At 72.9% G+C, this 16,867-nt stretch carries 14 protein-coding genes and 1 pseudogene; 4 read left to right on the top strand and 11 right to left on the bottom strand.

What is annotated here, in order from left to right:
• The first annotated feature begins 18 nt into the window (after window positions 1-18).
• Together AB0C73_RS08000 and AB0C73_RS07995 are read left to right on the top strand one after the other, a co-directional pair.
• Entirely contained in the window at window positions 19-2,115 is a 2,097-nt protein-coding gene (locus AB0C73_RS08000) for an O-antigen ligase family protein (RefSeq protein ID WP_362526001.1), read from the top strand.
• Complete coding sequence (locus AB0C73_RS07995) at window positions 2,115-3,059, top strand: glycosyltransferase family 2 protein (protein ID WP_362525998.1); 945 nt, start codon at window positions 2,115-2,117, stop codon at window positions 3,057-3,059. The genes AB0C73_RS08000 and AB0C73_RS07995 overlap by 1 nt, the downstream gene beginning before the upstream one ends.
• On the opposite strand, the gene AB0C73_RS07990 is transcribed toward AB0C73_RS07995, so the two are convergent.
• From AB0C73_RS07990 to AB0C73_RS07950, 9 genes are all read right to left on the bottom strand, one after another.
• Window positions 3,038-3,829 carry a glycosyltransferase family 2 protein gene (locus tag AB0C73_RS07990; RefSeq protein ID WP_362525995.1) on the bottom strand — a complete coding sequence of 264 codons (792 nt, stop codon included), beginning with the start codon at window positions 3,827-3,829 and terminating at the stop codon, window positions 3,038-3,040. The two genes, AB0C73_RS07995 and AB0C73_RS07990, sit on opposite strands and share 22 nt — an antisense overlap.
• A complete protein-coding gene (locus AB0C73_RS07985; protein ID WP_362525993.1) occupies window positions 3,829-4,491 on the bottom strand; it encodes a class I SAM-dependent methyltransferase in 663 nt (220 codons plus the stop codon). Before AB0C73_RS07985 ends, AB0C73_RS07990 begins: the two co-directional genes overlap by 1 nt.
• Window positions 4,492-4,632: 141 nt before the next feature.
• Window positions 4,633-5,685, bottom strand: coding sequence for a hypothetical protein (locus tag AB0C73_RS07980; protein ID WP_362525988.1), 1,053 nt, complete (start codon window positions 5,683-5,685; stop codon window positions 4,633-4,635).
• A complete protein-coding gene (locus AB0C73_RS07975) occupies window positions 5,675-7,210 on the bottom strand; it encodes an oligosaccharide flippase family protein (RefSeq protein WP_362525985.1) in 1,536 nt (511 codons plus the stop codon). The genes AB0C73_RS07980 and AB0C73_RS07975 overlap by 11 nt, the downstream gene beginning before the upstream one ends.
• 17 nt (window positions 7,211-7,227) lie before the next feature.
• The gene (locus tag AB0C73_RS07970; protein ID WP_362525982.1) at window positions 7,228-8,088 is read right to left on the bottom strand and encodes a chain length determinant protein; all 861 of its coding nucleotides are present in this window, start codon (window positions 8,086-8,088) and stop codon (window positions 7,228-7,230) included.
• A 114-nt stretch (window positions 8,089-8,202) separates the two neighbouring features.
• A complete protein-coding gene (wecB, locus tag AB0C73_RS07965; RefSeq protein WP_362525980.1) occupies window positions 8,203-9,354 on the bottom strand; it encodes a UDP-N-acetylglucosamine 2-epimerase (non-hydrolyzing) in 1,152 nt (383 codons plus the stop codon).
• 5 nt (window positions 9,355-9,359) lie between these two features.
• The gene (locus AB0C73_RS07960) at window positions 9,360-10,616 is read right to left on the bottom strand and encodes a nucleotide sugar dehydrogenase (RefSeq protein ID WP_362525978.1); all 1,257 of its coding nucleotides are present in this window, start codon (window positions 10,614-10,616) and stop codon (window positions 9,360-9,362) included.
• Window positions 10,616-11,398, bottom strand: coding sequence for a WecB/TagA/CpsF family glycosyltransferase (locus AB0C73_RS07955; protein ID WP_362525975.1), 783 nt, complete (start codon window positions 11,396-11,398; stop codon window positions 10,616-10,618). The genes AB0C73_RS07960 and AB0C73_RS07955 overlap by 1 nt, the downstream gene beginning before the upstream one ends.
• Window positions 11,395-12,612, bottom strand: a complete 1,218-nt coding sequence (locus AB0C73_RS07950) for a hypothetical protein (RefSeq protein WP_362525972.1) — start codon at window positions 12,610-12,612, stop codon at window positions 11,395-11,397. Before AB0C73_RS07950 ends, AB0C73_RS07955 begins: the two co-directional genes overlap by 4 nt.
• A 707-nt stretch (window positions 12,613-13,319) precedes the next feature.
• On the opposite strand from AB0C73_RS07950, the gene AB0C73_RS07945 reads away from it, so the two are divergent.
• Window positions 13,320-14,594 (top strand): MFS transporter, encoded by a 1,275-nt coding sequence (locus AB0C73_RS07945; RefSeq protein ID WP_362526367.1) that lies wholly within the window; start codon window positions 13,320-13,322, stop codon window positions 14,592-14,594.
• Window positions 14,591-15,634: a TolB-like translocation protein gene (locus AB0C73_RS07940; RefSeq protein WP_362525970.1), complete on the top strand. Its 1,044-nt coding sequence runs from the start codon at window positions 14,591-14,593 to the stop codon at window positions 15,632-15,634. The genes AB0C73_RS07945 and AB0C73_RS07940 overlap by 4 nt, the downstream gene beginning before the upstream one ends.
• An 86-nt stretch (window positions 15,635-15,720) precedes the next feature.
• Here AB0C73_RS07940 and AB0C73_RS07935 read toward each other — a convergent pair whose 3' ends face one another.
• Complete coding sequence (locus AB0C73_RS07935) at window positions 15,721-16,302, bottom strand: HutD family protein (RefSeq protein ID WP_362525967.1); 582 nt, start codon at window positions 16,300-16,302, stop codon at window positions 15,721-15,723.
• Window positions 16,303-16,526: 224 nt separating this feature from the next.
• Window positions 16,527-16,721: pseudogene (locus tag AB0C73_RS07930) on the bottom strand (hypothetical protein); the annotation flags it as partial.
• Window positions 16,722-16,867: the final 146 nt, after the last annotated feature.

Raw genomic sequence — 16,867 nt, 5'->3', positions numbered from 1 at the left:
GGAACCGGGGGAGGGTTCGTGAGCATCGCCGAGATCTTCCGTGTGCTGGGCCGGCGTTGGTACGTGATGGTGCCGATGACACTGCTCAGCCTGCTCGCGGGCGGCTACCTCTACACGACGGTCCCCGTGACGTACGAGTCGCAGAGCCAGCTGGCGCTGCTCAACTCGAGCCGGGTGGCCCGGCCCGCCCCGAGTTACGGCAACACCCTGGCGTACGCGAGCGGTTCGCTGATCGGGACGGCCGACGTGCTGATCCGGGCGCTGCAGTCCGCGGAGACGGTGGAGGTGCTGCGCGGGCACGGGATCACCGACGAGTACGGGGTGGAGTTCGCCGCGCAGGCGGAGGGGCCGCTGCTCACCCTGACGGTCAAGGGCGACGACCGGGACCGGGTGCTCGACGAGACCCGCCGGCTCACCGACTACGCGGCCGAGCAGTTGCAGCAGTTGCAGGAGCAGGCCCGGGTGCCGGACGGCTACTACGTGCAGTCGGCGCGGATCGTGCCGCCGCAGAAGCCGGTGTCGCAGCCCAAGTCCCGCTACCAGAAGGTCGCCGCGGTCGTCGTCTTCGGCGTGGCGGGGGCCTTCGTGCTCGCGTTCGTGGTGGAGACCTGCTCGGCGGCGCGGCGGCGCGGCCGGGGGCTCGCGGGCTTCCACGACACCGCCCCGGCGGTGAGGCCCGGTGCCGGGCGGCTGCGGGTGGCGTTGACCCGGCCGCTGGACGCGACGGCGGTGCTCACCGGCTATCTGGCGCTCGCGCTGTTCCTGCCGTCCAATCTGGCGCTTCCGGCGCTCGGCGGCGCGGGCACTCCGGCGAACGTGTTCGCGCTGCTCGGCCTGTTCTGGTTCCTGGCGACCTGGTGCCTGGGCCGGATCGCGCCCGCGCCGGGCACCCGCCCGATGCGCCTGGTGGTCCTGGTGCTCGCGGTCACGGTGCTGATGTCGTACATCGCGAACCAGGACCGGATCAGCACCCAGAAGGAGATCCTGGCGGCCGACCGGGGGCTGATCGTGCTCCTGGTGTGGGTGGCGCTCGTGGTGCTTGCGACGGCCGGGATCCAGGACCGGGAGCGCCTGGACGTACTGCTGCGGCGCCTGGTGGTCATGGGGTCGGTGGTGGCGGCGCTCGGCCTGTACGACTTCTTCACCGGCACCAACATCGCCGATCTGCTGCGCATCCCCGGCCTCAGCTCCAGCACCGCGAGCGTCGAGGTGATGGACCGCGGTTCCTTCACCCGGCCGCGCTCGCTGACCGCGCATCCCCTGGAGTTCAGCGGCATGCTGGCGATCCTGCTGCCGTTCGCGATCTGGCACGCCTTCGACCCGGCGCGCGAGCACCTGGGCCGGTTCAAGCGCTGGGCGCCGGTGGTGCTGCTCGGCGGCGGGCTGCCGCTCACGGTGTCCCGTACCTCGATCATCGGGGTCGCCGTGGTGGTGCTGATCATGGTGCCGCGGTGGAAGCCGCAGCGGCGGTGGACGGCGATCGGCATCCTGCTCGGATCGGTGGCGGTGTTCAAGGTCCTGGTGCCGGGGCTGATCGGCACCATCACCGGCCTCTTCTCCGGCAGCCTCAACAACGCGGACAGCAGCACCCAGGCCCGCACCATCAAGTACCCGAAGATCTACGAGTACTTCCTGCAGGACCCGGTGCTCGGCCGGGGCTTCGGCACGTTCACTCCGGAGCGCTACTTCTTCACCGACAACCAGTATCTGCTGACCGTGGCGGAGCTCGGCGCCCTGGGCGTGGCCTGTCTGCTGCTCCTGGGCCTTTCCGGGGTGCACAACGGCGGGGCGGTGCGGCGGCTCGCGCGCACCGAGTCGGACCGCGAGCTGGGCCAGGCCTTCTTCGCCTCGGCCATGGTGGCCCTGGTGATCAGCGCGACCTTCGACACCCTGAGCTTCCCGATGTTCGCGGGTGTGTTCTTCCTGCTCATCGGCCTGGGCGGCAGCTGCCTGGGCTTCGTACGGCGCGAGGCGGAGGCGAAGGCGGAGCCGGAAGCGAAGGCGATGCCCGGGCGCGCCGCCGCGCCGGCCGCGCCGGCCCCGGGGTCCGCGCCCTCCGCCCGTACCACCGGTTCTTCCCCTGCCCCTGACTCCCCTCGTCTCGTGGAGATTTGATGCACCATCAGCAACCGGCTGCCGCCGGTCCCGTCGCCGTCCTCGTCGTCACCTGGAACAGCGCGGCCGTCCTGCCCGGCTTCCTCGAATCCCTGCCGGCCGGGATGAAGGGCCTGGACTGGCGCCTGGTGGTCGCCGACAACGCCTCCTCGGACGACACGGTCGGTGTGGTCCGGGCGCTGGCGCCGGACGCCACCGTCGTGGAGACCGGCCGCAACGGCGGCTACGCCTTCGGGGTCAACGCGGCCCTGCGCGCCGCCGCCGAGTGGGACGAGGACTGCCGGGCGGTGCTGATCTGCAATCCGGACATCCGGATGGCCGAGGGCTGCGCCGCCACGCTCGTCGAGGCCCTCGGCACCCCGCTGCCGGACGGCTCGCGGGTGGGGATCTCGGTCCCGTTGCTGTACGAGGAGGACGGCGCCCTGATCCACTCGCTGCGCCGTGAGTCGAGCCTGAGCCGGGCACTCGGCGAGGCCGTGCTCGGCAACCGGCGGGCCGGGCGCTTCCCGCGCCTGAGCGAGCTGGTCACCGCCCCGGCCGCCTACCGGGGCCGTACGACGGCCGACTGGGCCACCGGCGCGCTGATGGCGCTGTCCGGGGAGTGCGTGACGGCCTGCGGCCCGTGGGACGAGTCCTTCTTCCTCTACTCCGAGGAGACCGAGTACTGCCTGCGGGCCCGGGACCACGGGCTCGCCACCCGGCTCGAACCGGACGCCCTCGCCACCCACCTGGGCGGGGAGTCCCGGGTCTCGCCGCGCCTGTGGTCGCTGCTCTGCGTCAACCGCGTGCGGCTCTACCGGCGGCGCCACGGGCCGGCGGCGACGGCCGCGTTCCGCGGCGCGGTGCTGCTGCGCGAACTGTCCCGGGCGGCCCTCGGCCGGGCGCCCGCGCGGGCCGCCGCACAAGCGCTGCTCGGGGCCCCTCAGTCCTTCCACGAGGTGTAGAAGCTGCCCGGGTTCACCAGATAGCGCACGGTGGGCCGGGGCAGATGGACCACCCGGTGGCGGCGCGCGTAGCGGCGGATCAGCTCCCAGTCCTCGCGCGGCAGCACCTCGGGGGTGCGGCGGAGCCGGCTGAAGCGCAGGGCCGGGGTCCGGCGGGCGACGAAGGCGTTGGTGTCGAGGAAGGCCCGGTGGGCGGCGCGGCGCCGGTCGAAGGGCACCGACAGGACGTCCATGTCGGTGCCGTCCGGACGGACCCGGCGCAGGGCCGTGTAGACGCCGTCGGGGCCGCCGGGTGACCGGAGGGCCGCGAGGGCCTCCGCCAGGTGCTCGGGCTCCCACAGGTTGTCGTCGTCGAGGAAGGCGACGTACGCCGAGGAGGTCAGCCGGATCCCGATGTTGCGCACCACGCCCGCCACGCCGGTGTTGCGGGCGAGCGAGACCGCGAACAGGCGTGGGTCGTCGGGGAGTTCGGGCAGTCCGGCGCCGTCGTCGACGACGATGACGATCTGGTCGCGCACGGTCTGGCCGAGCGCCGAGCGCACGGCCCGCAGCAGCGCCTCGGGGCGCCGGTGGGTGGCGATGACGGTGGCGACCTCGGCCCGTGGCCGGCGCCCGAGGACCCCGGCGAGCCGGGCGGTCTCGGCGTCCTCGACGCGCCGCAGCCGGCGGGCGGTGGGCGCGAGCAGCACCTTGTTGCGCAGCTCGTACAGGACGAGCCACCCGAAGCGCCGCTTGAGCAGCTCCCAGGGGGCTCTGAGGACCCGGCGCATCAGGCCCGGGTGCGGACGGCGGTGAGGGACTTGGTGAGGCCGGCCACCCGCTCGTCGAGGATCACGGACCGGGGGAAGAGATGGCGCATCTCGGTCCGGGTGAGCAGCTCGATGTTGACGACGGCGTCCATGGCCTCGTCGGGGTTGCCGGGGCGGCTGTGGGTGAGCGGCCAGTGCCGGATCAGCCTGACCTGGGCGGCGAGCGGCAGGAACTGGAAGCCGGGGGCGAGGAAGTGGGGCTCGACCGGGAAGTAGCGGTACGGGGTCTGCACCCAGTGCAGCGGGGCGAGCTTCTCGATGGCGGTGACGAAGCGGCGGCGCTGGCTCGGGCCGCCGACGTGCTCGATGGTCGAGTTGGACACCACGAGGTCGAAGGTGCCGAGCCGGTCCGGGATCTCGGGCGCGGTGACGTCGGCGATCTCGGCGCTGATCCAGTCCGGCAGTTCGGCGGGGTGCGCCTCCAGGTTCACCAGGTGCACCTGCTTCGGGCGGAGCGGTGAGCGCAGCCAGTTGTCGGCGGTGCCGCCGAGGTCGACCACCCGCATCTCCTCGATGCCCGGGAAGCAGTTCCGGAACCGCTCCCAGCGGGCCGCGCGGAAGCGTTCGCCGAGCGAGTCGGGCGCGTCGACGAAACGGTTGCGGAGGGCGCGGAGGCCGGACATCGCATCAACCACCTGGGGTCGGGAAAGGCGGGGTGGGGTCGCGGCCCACCGTATCGCCGGATGAGGGGATTTATCAGGCCGATGCCCGGAACGTGACCTCGCACTTTCCGGGCGACGGCAGGAAAGACCCGCAGGAGACCCTCAGTTCGGCGGCGGCGGGTTCACGGGCGTGCCGTCGGCCATCCGGTTGCCCCGCCAGACGTTGCCCTTTCCGGTGGGGTTCCAGTAGGAGACGGCGCCGTACTTGCCGCCGTGCGGGTAGTACTGCGGCGAGAAGACGTTGCCGGTGACCTCGATGCCCGAGGAGTCCTTGCCGCCCGCGTAGAGCGTATAGGCGCCGCCCGCGAGCCAGTTGTCGCGCACGACGGTGCCGGTGACGGGCGCGCTGTCGGCGAAGAGGCCGACGGCCGCGGAGGCGCCCTTCTCGACCGGGGTCGGGTTGAGCAAGGTGTTGTGACGGATCGTCAGTTTGCCCTTGCCGCCGCCGTTGCTGATCACGGCGTTGGTGTGCTGCCACTCGCCGTCCAGGTTCTTGAACGGCGTGATGTCGTGCACGTAGTTGTCGTGGATCTCGCCCTGGCCCATGGAGAGGGCGTCGCCGAAGACGGAGATGTCGCAGTACCCGATCTCGATCGAGCTGGTGGACATGTTGGAGACCGCGTAGTCCGAGCCGCCGTTGTCGGGGCCCTTGCCGGGCACGGCGGTGATCGTGGTGTACATGATCTTCAGCCCGGAGAAGCCGGGACGCAGGTTGATGCCCCACCAGTTGGTGGAGGTGATGCGGCTGTCGATGACGGTGACGTTGTTGGCGTAGATGTCGAGGGAGCCGGTGATGTCCCAGCCGCGGATCACGGTGCCGTCGGTGCGGATCGCCGCGTTGCCGGTGCTCTGCGGGGTCAGGGTCGTGGTCCGGGGGCCGGTGGTGGTCTCGTCCGGGTAGCCGCAGTCGCGGGGCCGTGCGCAGCCCTTGGGCGCGGCGGGCTTGCCGTCGTCGGCCGTGCCGGACGGACCGCCGTCGGCGCCGGAGGCGGTGATGGCGCGGGAGTCGCACAGCGCCGCGCCGCCCAGGCAGAGCGCCTTCTGTCCGAGCCCGGTGAGGGTGAACAGGGCGAACAGCAGGACGGCGGCGAGCAGCGCCGCGCCGAGGGCCTTGCGGCGACGGGGTCGGGCCAGGGGTCTCACCTCATCGTTCACGGGCCGGTGCGACCGGCCGCTTCTGTGCCGGTACGGAGGGGTCGGCGGCGGCCTCCTCCGGCCGCCCCGCCCGGTTCCGGCCGAGCCGGGCGCGTGCGCCGCGCACCAGTGTGCGGGCGGGCAGCGCGCAGAGCGCGTAACACACCAGGCCGATGACACTCGTGGCGCACACGGCGAGCACCCCCTCCCCCAGGCGCTGCCGCAGCACGACCAGGACCAGGGCCATCACGAGGCCGCCGAGCACGGGCCGTACGCACACCCGGACCAGCGCGCGGACGGCGATCCCGCCGCGCCGCAGGGCGAGCAGGAAGACGGGCAGCACGACGGCCCCGGCGACGACCACATGGCCGGCGGCGACCGTCTCGATGTCCCCGGCGCGGGCCGCGAACACGAGCACCGGCACCAGGGTGACCAGCCACAGGCCCTGGATGAGCAGCAGCGCGCGGCGCCTGCCGATCGCGACCAGGCAGTCGTACGTCAGCTCGGCGGCGATCCTCGCCAGGCCGAGGGCCATCAGCCACGGCAGCGCCTCGGCGGCGGGCCGCCACTTCGCCCCGTACACCAGCTCGACCAGGGGTCCGGCGAGCGCGCCGAGCAGGACGCAGGCGGGCACGGTGGCGGTCATCAGGGCGCCGAGGGCGCGGGCGAAGCCGTCGGAGAGGGCCTTGGGGGTGTCGGCGAGCCGGGAGAAGCCGGCGAAGGACACCCGCCGCGCCGTCTCGGAGATGACCCGCACGGGCCAGCCCGCCATGTTGAAGGCGAGCATGTAGAAGCCGAGGGCGACATGGCCGAGGACCGCGCCGACGATCATCGCGTCGGCGTTGACCACGGCGAGCGAGAGCAGACTGGCCCCGGCGAGCGGCAGGCCGAAGCGGAGCAGCGCCCGGGCCTGCTCGCCGTCCCAGCCGAAGCGGAGCATGCCGGGGGCGGCGAGCGCGCAGCCGGCCAGGGCCACCACGTTGCCGGCGACGGCGCCGCAGGCGAAGCTCATGGCGCCCCAGCCCTGGAGGGCGAGGACCAGGGTCACGGTGGTGCTGACGACGAAGTTGAGGGCGTCGATCACCATCCGGCGGCCCTGCCGGAACTCGCGGGTGAGCACGCCCGCGGGCACCTGGGAAAGGCCGTCCAGGATCAGGCAGAGACACATCACGCGCAGGACGGCACTGGCCTCGGGCGCGCCCAGCAGCGCGGCGACGCCGGGGGCGGCGGCGAACAGGGCCAGGTAGAGCAGGGAGCTGGACAGTGCGCCGAGGGTGAGGACGGTGGGCGCGAAGCGCCGCACGTCGCCCTCCCAGCGCACGACGGCGAGGGTGACGCCGAGCTCGTTGGCGGAGAGCAGGACCATGAGGACGGTCTGGGCGACGCCGTAGACGCCCCAGGCGGCGGGGTCGAGGACGTAGCGGACCAGGACGATGCCGGTGGCGAAGTTGCCGAGCCGCATCACCACGGTGTTGATCAGGCTCCAGCGGGTCGCGGAGCGGACCTTGGTGCCGAGGCCGTCCGGTGCTGCGGTGTCGTTCGCCATGGGTGGTGGGGATCCCGTCACTTGGCCCAGGAGGGCGGTCGCTTGGCGGGGCGGCGCTCGGAGACGGGCAGGAGGGGCAGCTGGACGGTGGGCTGGTCGGGCTGCTGCGGGGGCTGGGCCTGCGGGTCTCCGGCCTGGGCCGCTCCCTCCTCGTCGTCCGCGTGCTCGACCTCGTACTCGTCGACGTACTCGTCAGCGGCCGCGGGCTCCTGAGGCTGCTCGGCAGCGGCCTCGCGGGCCTCCGCCCGTGCCCGCTCCGTGGCCCGGTCCCTGGCCCGGTCCTTGGCCCGGCGCCGGGCCTCGGCGAAGAAGGTCGCGACCAGGCTGAGGACGATGCCCAGGCCCGCCGCCATGATCAGGTACTGCACCTTGGACTTCAGCTGGGGCTCGGGGTCCTGCGGCGGGACGATCGTGGTGATCCGGATCATGGCGTCCGGGGCGACTGCCTGGTCCGCCTGGAGGTCCCTGAGCCGCTGCGTGGTGAACGCCATCAGGGTCTTGTTCCCGGCGAGGACCGCGTCCCGGTCCTTGCCGGTGACGGTGAGCCAGAGCAGCGGTCCCTGCGCGTTGTCGGCGATCTTCGCCTCGTACTTCTCGCGCATCCCCTTCTCCTTCAGCTCGGCGGCCGAGGCGTCGGAGTTGACGTTGCGGGCGAGGCTGTCGGCCATGCCCGTGAGCGAGGGCTCCATGCTGAGGAAGGGGTTGCCGTCGGCCGCCGCGCCCTTGCGGGAGTTGAGCATCGCGACGGTGCTCTGGGACTCGTACGAGACGGGCACGAGCAGCCACGCGCCGACCGTGAGCCCGGCGGTGAGCAGCAGCCCGGGCAGCAGGACGTACCACCGCCGGCACATGACCCGGAAGATCTCTGCGAGGTCCATGGCATTCCCCCTTGCGCGCCCTCCCGGGCGGCGGCTGCTCAACTGCCGTACCGCTGATGAGAATAGGTGGGATCGCGAGCGGGCGTGAGCCCTTCGCGATCACCACACGGGCGCTCAGCGGACGTCGGTGGGCCTCGGGCGGCCGGCCGCCGTGCCGCCCTCCAGGAGCACCCGGGCGATCCGCTCCCCCGCCCGGCCGTCCCAGAGCGCGGGGCGGCGGGGCGGCGGCGGGTCGTCGAGGAGCCGGAGGGCGGTGGCGAGGATCCGGTCCGGGTCGCGGCCGGCCAGGACGTTGGTGCCCTGCTCGACGGTGATCGGGCGTTCGGTGTTGTCCCGCAGGGTCACACAGGGCACGCCGAGCGCGGTGGTCTCCTCCTGGACGCCGCCGGAGTCGGTGAGCACGATCCGGGCGCCGGCCTGGAGGGCGATGAAGTCCAGATAGCCGGCGGGCGGGACGAGCCGGATGCCGCCGGGTGCCCCGATCGCGTCGATCTTCTCGGCCGCCCGGGGGTGCACGGGCAGCACCAGTGGGCAGTGCGCGGCGACCTCGCCGAGCCCCTTGAGCAGGCCGGCGAGGATCTCGGGGTCGTCGACGTTGGCCGGCCGGTGCAGGGTGACCAGGCCGTACGAGCCGGGCACGAGCCCGAGTCCGGCCAGGGTGCCGGAGGCCTTGGCCCGCTCCAGGTTGGCGAAGAGGGTGTCGATCATGACGTTGCCGACCACATGGATCTGGTCGGCGTGGTAGCCCTCGGTGCGCAGGTTGTCGGCGGCGTCCTCGGAGGGGGCGAGCAGATAGTCGCTGACCCGGTCGGTGGCGAGCCGGTTGACCTCCTCGGGCATGGTCCAGTCGCGGCTGCGCAGCCCCGCCTCGACATGGGCGAGCAGGGGGCCCGCCTTGGCGGTGACGAGGGCGCAGGCGAGGGTGGAGTTGACGTCGCCGACGACGACCACGAGGTCCGGGGCGAGTTCGCCGACGAGCGGTTCGAAGGCGGCCATGACCCGGCCGGTCTGGGTGGCGTGGCTGCCGGAGCCGACGCCCAGGAAGCGGTCGGGCGGGCGCAGTCCGAGGTCGCGGAAGAAGACGTCGTTCATGGCCGGGTCGTAGTGCTGGCCGGTGTGGACGAGGAAGGTCTCGGCGCCGTGTGCCTCAAGGCCGTCCAACACGGGTTTGATCTTCATGTAGTTGGGCCGCGCACCGGCGACGCAGATGATCCGCATGGGGGTCCGCAGGGGATTCTGCATGGGGGTCGGCATGGGGGTCGGCATGAGGGTCAGAGCACCTCGATCCGGGGACCGCTCAGCCGGCGCCGGCAGTCGAGGACGTAGTCGGCGTGGGACTCGACGAGTTCGTAGTCGAAGGCGTCGTGGTCGGTGAGGAGCACCACCGCGTCGGCGGCGGCGAGCTCCTTCTTGGTGAGCTCGACCCGGACGAGCCGGTTGTCGACGCGGTGTCCCTCGACCACGTGGGGGTCGGCGGCACGGACCTCGGCGCCCATGTCCAGGAGGAGTTGGGAGATCCGCAGGGCGGGCGACTCACGGGCGTCGCCGGTGTTCTTCTTGTAGGCGAGGCCGAGGAGCAGGATGCGGGAGCCGTTGACGGCCCGCTTGCGGGTGTTGAAGGCGTTGACCAGGCGCCGGGTGACGTAGTCGGGCATGTGGTTGTTGATGTCGTTGGCGAGCTCCACGAAGCGGAAGCTCTGGCCGAGTTCGCGCTGGACGCGCCAGGAGAGGTAGGAGGGGTCGATCGGCAGGCAGTGGCCGCCGACGCCGGGTCCGGGGGTGAAGCGCATGAAACCGAAGGGCTTGCTGGAGGCGGCGTCGATGGCCTGCCACACGTCGATGTCGAGGTGGCGGGCGAACATCGCTATCTCGTTGACGAGGGCGATGTTGACGTGCCGGAAGGTGTTCTCCAGGAGCTTGGCGAGCTCGGCCTCCTTGGGCGAACCGACGGGCACGGTGGTGTCGACGAGGCCGTCGTAGAAGCCCTGGACGGCCTTGAGCGATGCGGCGTCCACACCGGAGACGATCTTGGGGGTCTGCTCGAAGCCCCAGACCGGGTTGCCCGGGTCGATCCGCTCGGGGCTGTAGCCGAGGTGGAAGTCGGCCCCGGCGACGAGGCCGGAGCCCTCTTCGAGGAGCGGGCCGAAGAGCTCCTGGGTGGTGCCGGGGTAGGTGGTGGACTCCAGGACGACGGTCGCCCCGGGCCGCAGATAGCGGGCGAGGGCGCGGGCCGACTCCTCGATGTAGCGGAGGTCCGGGGTGCCCTCGTGCAGCGGGGTGGGCACGGTGACGACGGCGACGTCGAAGCCGCCGCAGTCGCGCACCGAGTCGCTCACCCGGTAGGTGCCGGCCGCGAGCGCGGCCCGGATCCGCTCGGCGGAGACGTCCTCCACGTACGACTCGCCGGCGGCGAGGCTCTTCACCCGCTCGGCGTCCACGTCGTAGCCGATGACCTCGTGTCCGGTCTCGGCGGCGCGGATGGCGAGCGGCAGGCCGACATAGCCCTGTCCCACGACGACGACGCGCATCACGATTCCCCCCTGCTTGCGGTGCTGATGGACGGTGAGGCGGCGGTACGGCGGAGCAGCTCGCGTCCGGTCATCAGCGCGAAGGAGACATTGGTGGTGAGGTAGCGGCGGCCGAGGCGGCGGGGCTCCTGCAGGGCCCGGTAGAGCCATTCGAGGCCGAGCCGCTGCCAGGTGACGGGGGCGCGGCGGGTGACGCCGGCGAGGACGTCGAAGGAGCCGCCGACGCCGTGCACGAGGGCGACCCCGCTGCGCTCGCCGTAACCGGCGGTGAAGATCTCCTTCTTGGGCGAGGTCATGCCGAGGAACAGCATGTCGGCGCCGCTCGCGGCGATGGCGTCGGCGACGGCGGGCTGTTCGGCGTCGTCGAAGTAGCCGTTGCGGCTGCCCGCGACCCGCAGTCCGGGGTGGCGGACGGCGATCCGGCGCAGCATCTCGTCCAGGACGTGCTGCCGGGCGCCGAGGAGGTAGACGGAGCGTCCCTCGCGTTCGGCCTCGGCGAGAAGGCGGGTGAACAGGTCGATGCCCGCGACGCGTTCGGGCAGCGGGCGGCGCAGCAGGCGGCTCGCCCAGACCACGGCCTGGCCGTCGGCGAGGACGAGGTCGCAGCCGGAGACGGCGCGGGCGAGGGCGGGGTCGCGGCGCATGTTGACGAGCTTGGCGGCGTTGACGACACCGATCTCGAGTCGCTTCCCGGCGCGGACGGCGTCGAGGCAGCGGGCTACGGTCTGGTCCATGGTGAGGGCGTCGAGGCCGACACCGAACAGGTTCTGACGGAGGGTCATCTCCGGAGGCCTCCCTCGGCGGAGGCGGTGGCGCTGGTCTGGGTGCCGGTGGTAGTGCCGGTGCCGGTTCCGGGGAGGGAGCCGAGCCAGGCGAAGAGCATCCAGCCGAACTCGTACGGCCGGCACTCGCGGTCCACCGAGGCGGGGCGGAACACCTTGTCGAGCGGCCCGAGGCGCAGCCCCGGCACGAGGCGGGTGGAGAGGCCGCGCAGGGCGCGTACCGCCTTCTTCGGGTCGCCGCGGTACACCTTGCGCCAGGTCACCCCGAGTTCGTCGAGGATCATCGGCTCGGTGGCGCCCGCGCGGGCGAGCTCCGGCACCTCGGTCATCCAGCGCAGGCCGCGCCGGACCGGCTCGCGGAAGTCGGTGCCGCCGGCCTCGGCGAGGTCGAAGAGCGCCGTGGGGGCCATGGCGTGCTGGTGCACGCTGTAGACCGGATAGCCCTCGACGAGGCTGCCGCGGCGGGCGTCGTAGTGCCACCACCACTGGCCGCCCGCGCCCTGGAGCGCGCAGATCCGGGTGGCGCAGGCGTCGGCGGCGGCCAGCGCCTGCGGGTCGTCGCCGCTCGCGTGGGTCCGGGCGAGGGCCTGGAGCGGGTACGTCTGGTCGGCGAAGCAGCCGATGTGCGAGCGGTACCAGGCGTTGAGGCCCGGCCCGGTGGCGTGCGGGAAGAGCGGGCTGCCGCCGATCCGGGCGCGAAGCAGCCGGTCGCGGGCGGCGGCGAGCCGCTGCTCGACGTCGAGGACGGGGCGGGCGGCGGCGAGCGCCGAGAGGACCCAGGCGGCCTCGACGGTGTACTGGGGACGGCCGGGCGGGTCGAGGAGGGTGACCCGGTCGAGGGCGTCGGACAGCTTGGGATGGCCGGTCTCGGCGGCGGCCCAGGCGACCAGGGCCGCGTCGCCGAGGTTGCGCACCCCGGGCAGCCGCTCGATCAGCAGGCCGGTGAACTCCTCGGCGGTGTGGCCGCCGAGCACCGCGCGCTGCCGGTCGGCGGGCAGGAAACGCGCGCCGAGCGCGGTGATCGCCGCATAGCGGATGCTGGTGCCGCGCTGCTCCAGGGCGAAGGAGCCGTCGTCCGCGGGGCGCCCGGCCCGGGTGAAGACGAATCCGCTGCCGTCCGGCAGGAGCATCCGCGGAAGTCCGCGCTCCGCGACGGCGAGCAGCCGGGTGGCGAGCTCATGGAGCCCTCCATCGGCGCGGGACAGCTCCGTCATCCGTGAACTGCGTGGAATGTCGGGTGTGTTGGCAGGACGATCTGACACACCCACCCCCCTCGGGTCGGTCCGGTCCAGAGCGGCTGGACCGGGTCGCTGGCTGAACGGCCGGTCGTCGGCGGGCCGTTGTGGTGCGGCTGAGCGATGAGAGTCGTACGGGACGTGCTGCGGGGTGTCGTGAGTGGCCGGTCCGCGCTGTGCGGAGACGCGTCACGGCGGGCCGAGGGGGTCTCCTCGAACCCCCTGGGCGTCGCCTCGCCCGCGCGCCGGCACGGTCACCCGGTGGATCCCCATCCTCCGGGCGTGCCGATGCGCGATCGGGCCCGGAACGTACGGTCCCGGGCATGACGAGCATGCCGATGAAGGCAGTTGGCGACGGAGCGATGGAACTCCGGCCCACTGCCCGTGAATTCCCCCACGGACACCCCCTGGGCACAGCGCGAACGCCGTGCTCAACTCGCAGCGTACAACGGGAAGATAGGCGCACAACACGGTGACGATGACGCCTTTCGCGGAATTGGTGGCAAGCAGTCGCTAAGCCGCACCGATCCTGCCGTTCCGCCGGGCTTCAGCCGTTACAGTGATCGCGCGTCCACCCGTTCGACGAGGCTGGAGTCCTGCCCGTGTACCTGGCCGATCGCTCCTCTCCGCGTCGCGATACGACCACCGCCGCTCCGGACCGCGCTCCGGACCGTGTCCGCGACTCCCTGCGGGCGGTCTCCCCGACCGTCGTCGCGCTCGGCGCGGTCAGTCTGATCACCGATGTGTCGACCGAGATGGTCAGCGCGGTCCTGCCGCTGTACCTGGTGCTCGGACTCGGACTCAGCCCGCTGGGCTTCGGTGTGCTCGACGGCGTGCAGAACGGGGTCAGCGCCCTGGTCCAGCTCACCGGCGGCCATCTCGCCGACCGGGTGCGCAACCACAAGCTGGTGGCGGGGATCGGTTACGGCCTGGCGGCGCTGTGCAAGCCGCTGCTGCTCGTGCACAACCTGGGCGCCCTGGGCGCGGCGCTCGCCCTGGACCGTACGGGCAAGGGCCTGCGCACCGCCCCGCGCGACGCGCTGATCTCGCTGTCCGCGCCGCCGGAACGGCAGGGCCGGGCCTTCGGTGTGCACCGGGCCATGGACACCACCGGCGCGCTGCTCGGACCGGTCGTCGCCTTCCTCATCCTCGGTGTGGCGGCGGGGGGTTACGACGCGGTGTTCGCGGTCAGCGGGTGCGTGGCCGCGCTCGGGGTGCTGGTCCTGCTGCTCTTCGTACCGGGCGGGAAGCGGGCCCCGGCGGAGCCGAGTGACTCGGCGGAGCCGGGTGATTCGGCGGCGGCCGAGAAGGTCGATCTGCGGGCCGCCTTCGGGCTGTTGCGCACCCGGCGGCTGCGGATGCTGTTCGGCTGCGCGGTGCTGCTCGGCCTGACCACGGTCAGCGACGCGTTCCTGTATCTGCTGCTGCAGCGCCGTACCGGCGTGGACGAGCAGCTGTTCCCGCTGCTCCCGCTGGGCACGGCGACCGTGTTCCTGCTGCTCGCGCTGCCGCTCGGGCGGCTCGCGGACCGGGTGGGGCGGCGCATGGTCTTCCTCGCCGGGCACGCGGGCCTGCTGCTCGCGTACGGGCTGCTGCTGTGGGCCCCGGCGACGCCCGCCCTGCCGTATCTGGTGCTGGTGCTCCACGGCACGTTCTACGCCGCGACCGACGGGGTGCTGCCGGCGGCGGTGGGCGCGGTGGTGCCGGAGCGGCTGCGGGCCAGCGGCATCGCACTGGTGGGCACGGGGCAGGCCCTGGCCCGGTTCTGCTGCTCCCTGGTCTTCGGTGCGGCCTGGGCGGCGTGGGGCGACGGCCCGGCGCTGGGCGCGGCGGCGGCCGGTCTCGCCTGCTGCGCGACGGTGGCGGGCTTCGCCCTGCGCCCCTCAGCCTCAGCCTCCGCCACCCCCACCCCCTCCCCCTCCTCTGCCTCGTCCTCATCACTCCCGGGAGAACCACGATGACCGCCCTCACCCCGATGCGCCGCCTGCTGATCCTGGCCGCGGGGGTGCTGCTGCTCGGGGGCGTCGGCGCGTGGGCGGTGTTCTCCGCGGCCGACCGGGCCGAGGAGGAGAACAAGCCGCGGCCGGGCGGCCCGGCGTTCACCGCGGGCAGGGTCACGCTCGACGAGCCGGGCCGGCTGGTCTTCCGCAACACGGCCGCCGGGCCGCAGCGCGACCGTCTGGTGTCGGTCCCCGCCGACCGCGCGGCGGGCGCCGTCCGCACCGCCTCCGACGTCGGCTGTCTGCGCTTCTACTCGGCCGCGGGCACCGGGGTGTGCCTCCAGTCCACCACGCTCCTCGGCCGCCCCGCGTACCGGGCGCAGATCCTGGACGCCGGGCTGCGGACCGTGAGGAGCTACCCGCTGGCCGGTGTCCCGAGCCGGGCCCGGGTCTCCGCCAGCGGGCGGTTCGCCGCGTGGACGGTGTTCGTGAAGGGCGAGTCGTACGGCAGCGCCTTCTTCTCCACCCGCACCTCGATCCTGGACACCCACGGCTGGCAACTCGTCCCGAACCTGGAGGAGTTCGCGATCACACTCGACGGACGCCCGTACCGCCACCAGGACATCAACTTCTGGGGCGTCACCTTCGCGGCCGACGACGACACCTTCTACGCGACGCTCGCCACCCGCGAGGAGACCTATCTGGTGCGGGGTTCGGTGCGGGCCCGCGCGGTGACCACGCTGACCCGCAACGTCGAGTGCCCGTCGCTCTCGCCGGACGGCACCCGCGTCGCGTACAAGAAGCGGGTCCTCGGCACGGCCGCGCTCTGGCGCGAACACGTCCTCGACCTGCGCACCCTGAAGTCCACCCCGCTCGCCGAGCGCCGCAGCGTGGACGACCAGGCGGTCTGGCTGGACGACCACACCCTTGCCTACGCCCTCCCCGCCGACACCCGCCCCAACAGCTTCGACGTCTGGACGGCCCCGTCCGACGGCACCGGCACCCCGAAGGTCCTCCTGGAGGACGGCCAGACGCCGCCCGCACCCAGCCGTTCCCGGTGACGCGATGAGCATGTGCACGCCACCCCCGTGCCCAGCGCGCCCACGACCTGAACTGGCTCGACACCGTCTACGACATGACAGTTCCTCTACCTGAACTGCCGTACCGGCGTCACCGTGACCACGGCCGTCACTCCGTCCACGCGGAACGCGGCTGTCTCCCCCTCGGAGTACAGGACCGCGTCGAAGCGGTCCAGGGTGACGCCGGAGCCGGTGTGCGTGGCCGTGCCCGCCAGGGCGATCACCAGGGTCACGGAGCCGGCCGCCGGGGCGCCGGTCTCGAACGGCTCGCGGGTCACCCGTACCTCCGCCGTCGCGGCGGCACGGCGGGTCATCACGTTGAAGTCGACGATGGGTCCGGCGAGCAGGCGGCAGTCCGTCGTGGCGTCGCCGGAGAAGGCGAAGGGCTCGTAGGGGGCGTCGACGGTGTGCGGGGTGCCGTCGACCGTGAGCTCCATGCCCGGGCCGTCCACGACCGTGATGACGCGGTCGACCCCGGGGAAGGCGGAGAAGGGGCCGCCGGCGGCGACGTCGGCGAGGCTCACCCGCCAGACGAAGTCGTCCAGGCCCGCCTCGGCGGGGCCTGCGGCCACCTCGCGGGTCACGCCGCCGCCGTTCCGCCAGCGGGTGGCCGGCCGGTCGTGTGCCCTGAGCAGGCGTCCTGCGGTCATGTCGTCAGCTCCCGGTGCCGGTGGTTCTTCGTCGCGTCGCTCGACGCCGAACCTTCGCACGGCCCGCGCCCCCGCTCAACCGGTGCGATCAGGACCGGATGAGGACCGGCTCAGGAAGACGCCTTCAGCGTCGACTTCACGCACACGCCGCACCCGGCCCCGCCGCTCGCGCAGCCGGTGGACGGGGCCGGCTCAGGCCCGGCCGGGGCGCACGCGGCCGTCCGCCGTCCCCGCCGCGCGTAGTACCAGGCCATGTTCGAGGCGAGCCCGGCCAGAAGCACCCAGGCGATCCCCACCAGGCCGCCCCGGGCGAAGGACACCACCGCGGCGACCGCGGCCAGGACGCAGACGCACGCCGCGTACAGGGCGAGAGGGGGGTACGTACGGAGGACGCGCGGGGAGAGGGACGGTCGGGGCATGAGGTGCGGCTCCTGTCGGACGGGCCTGGACAGCACGCCAGTCTTGCAGCGAAGGGCGGGCGCCGTCCGGCCCTAGACACCGCGGACCGATAGGGCCGAACGGCCCAAGCGGAGCCGCCGCCCGGATTCGTAACCTACGGAACCGT

Origin of the sequence: Streptomyces sp. NPDC048623, from assembly GCF_040650755.1 — a bacterium.
GTDB lineage: Bacteria > Actinomycetota > Actinomycetes > Streptomycetales > Streptomycetaceae > Streptomyces.
The sequence above is the reverse complement of the archived record's forward strand: the minus strand, read 5'-3'. Positions and strand labels throughout refer to the sequence as shown.

What these genes read in the sequence shown, in the direction of transcription:
- AB0C73_RS07995 (WP_362525998.1), top strand. Translation starts at nt 2,115, where the DNA reads ATGCACCATCAGCAACCGGCTGCCGCCGGTCCCGTCGCCGTCCTCGTC.
- AB0C73_RS07990 (WP_362525995.1), bottom strand. Translation starts at nt 3,829, where the DNA reads ATGCGCCGGGTCCTCAGAGCCCCCTGGGAGCTGCTCAAGCGGCGCTTC.
- AB0C73_RS07985 (WP_362525993.1), bottom strand. Translation starts at nt 4,491, where the DNA reads ATGTCCGGCCTCCGCGCCCTCCGCAACCGTTTCGTCGACGCGCCCGAC.
- AB0C73_RS07975 (WP_362525985.1), bottom strand. Translation starts at nt 7,210, where the DNA reads ATGGCGAACGACACCGCAGCACCGGACGGCCTCGGCACCAAGGTCCGC.
- AB0C73_RS07970 (WP_362525982.1), bottom strand. Translation starts at nt 8,088, where the DNA reads ATGGACCTCGCAGAGATCTTCCGGGTCATGTGCCGGCGGTGGTACGTC.
- wecB (WP_362525980.1), bottom strand. Translation starts at nt 9,354, where the DNA reads ATGCCGACCCCCATGCCGACCCCCATGCAGAATCCCCTGCGGACCCCC.
- AB0C73_RS07960 (WP_362525978.1), bottom strand. Translation starts at nt 10,616, where the DNA reads ATGCGCGTCGTCGTCGTGGGACAGGGCTATGTCGGCCTGCCGCTCGCC.
- AB0C73_RS07955 (WP_362525975.1), bottom strand. Translation starts at nt 11,398, where the DNA reads ATGACCCTCCGTCAGAACCTGTTCGGTGTCGGCCTCGACGCCCTCACC.
- AB0C73_RS07950 (WP_362525972.1), bottom strand. Translation starts at nt 12,612, where the DNA reads ATGACGGAGCTGTCCCGCGCCGATGGAGGGCTCCATGAGCTCGCCACC.
- AB0C73_RS07940 (WP_362525970.1), top strand. Translation starts at nt 14,591, where the DNA reads ATGACCGCCCTCACCCCGATGCGCCGCCTGCTGATCCTGGCCGCGGGG.
- AB0C73_RS07935 (WP_362525967.1), bottom strand. Translation starts at nt 16,302, where the DNA reads ATGACCGCAGGACGCCTGCTCAGGGCACACGACCGGCCGGCCACCCGC.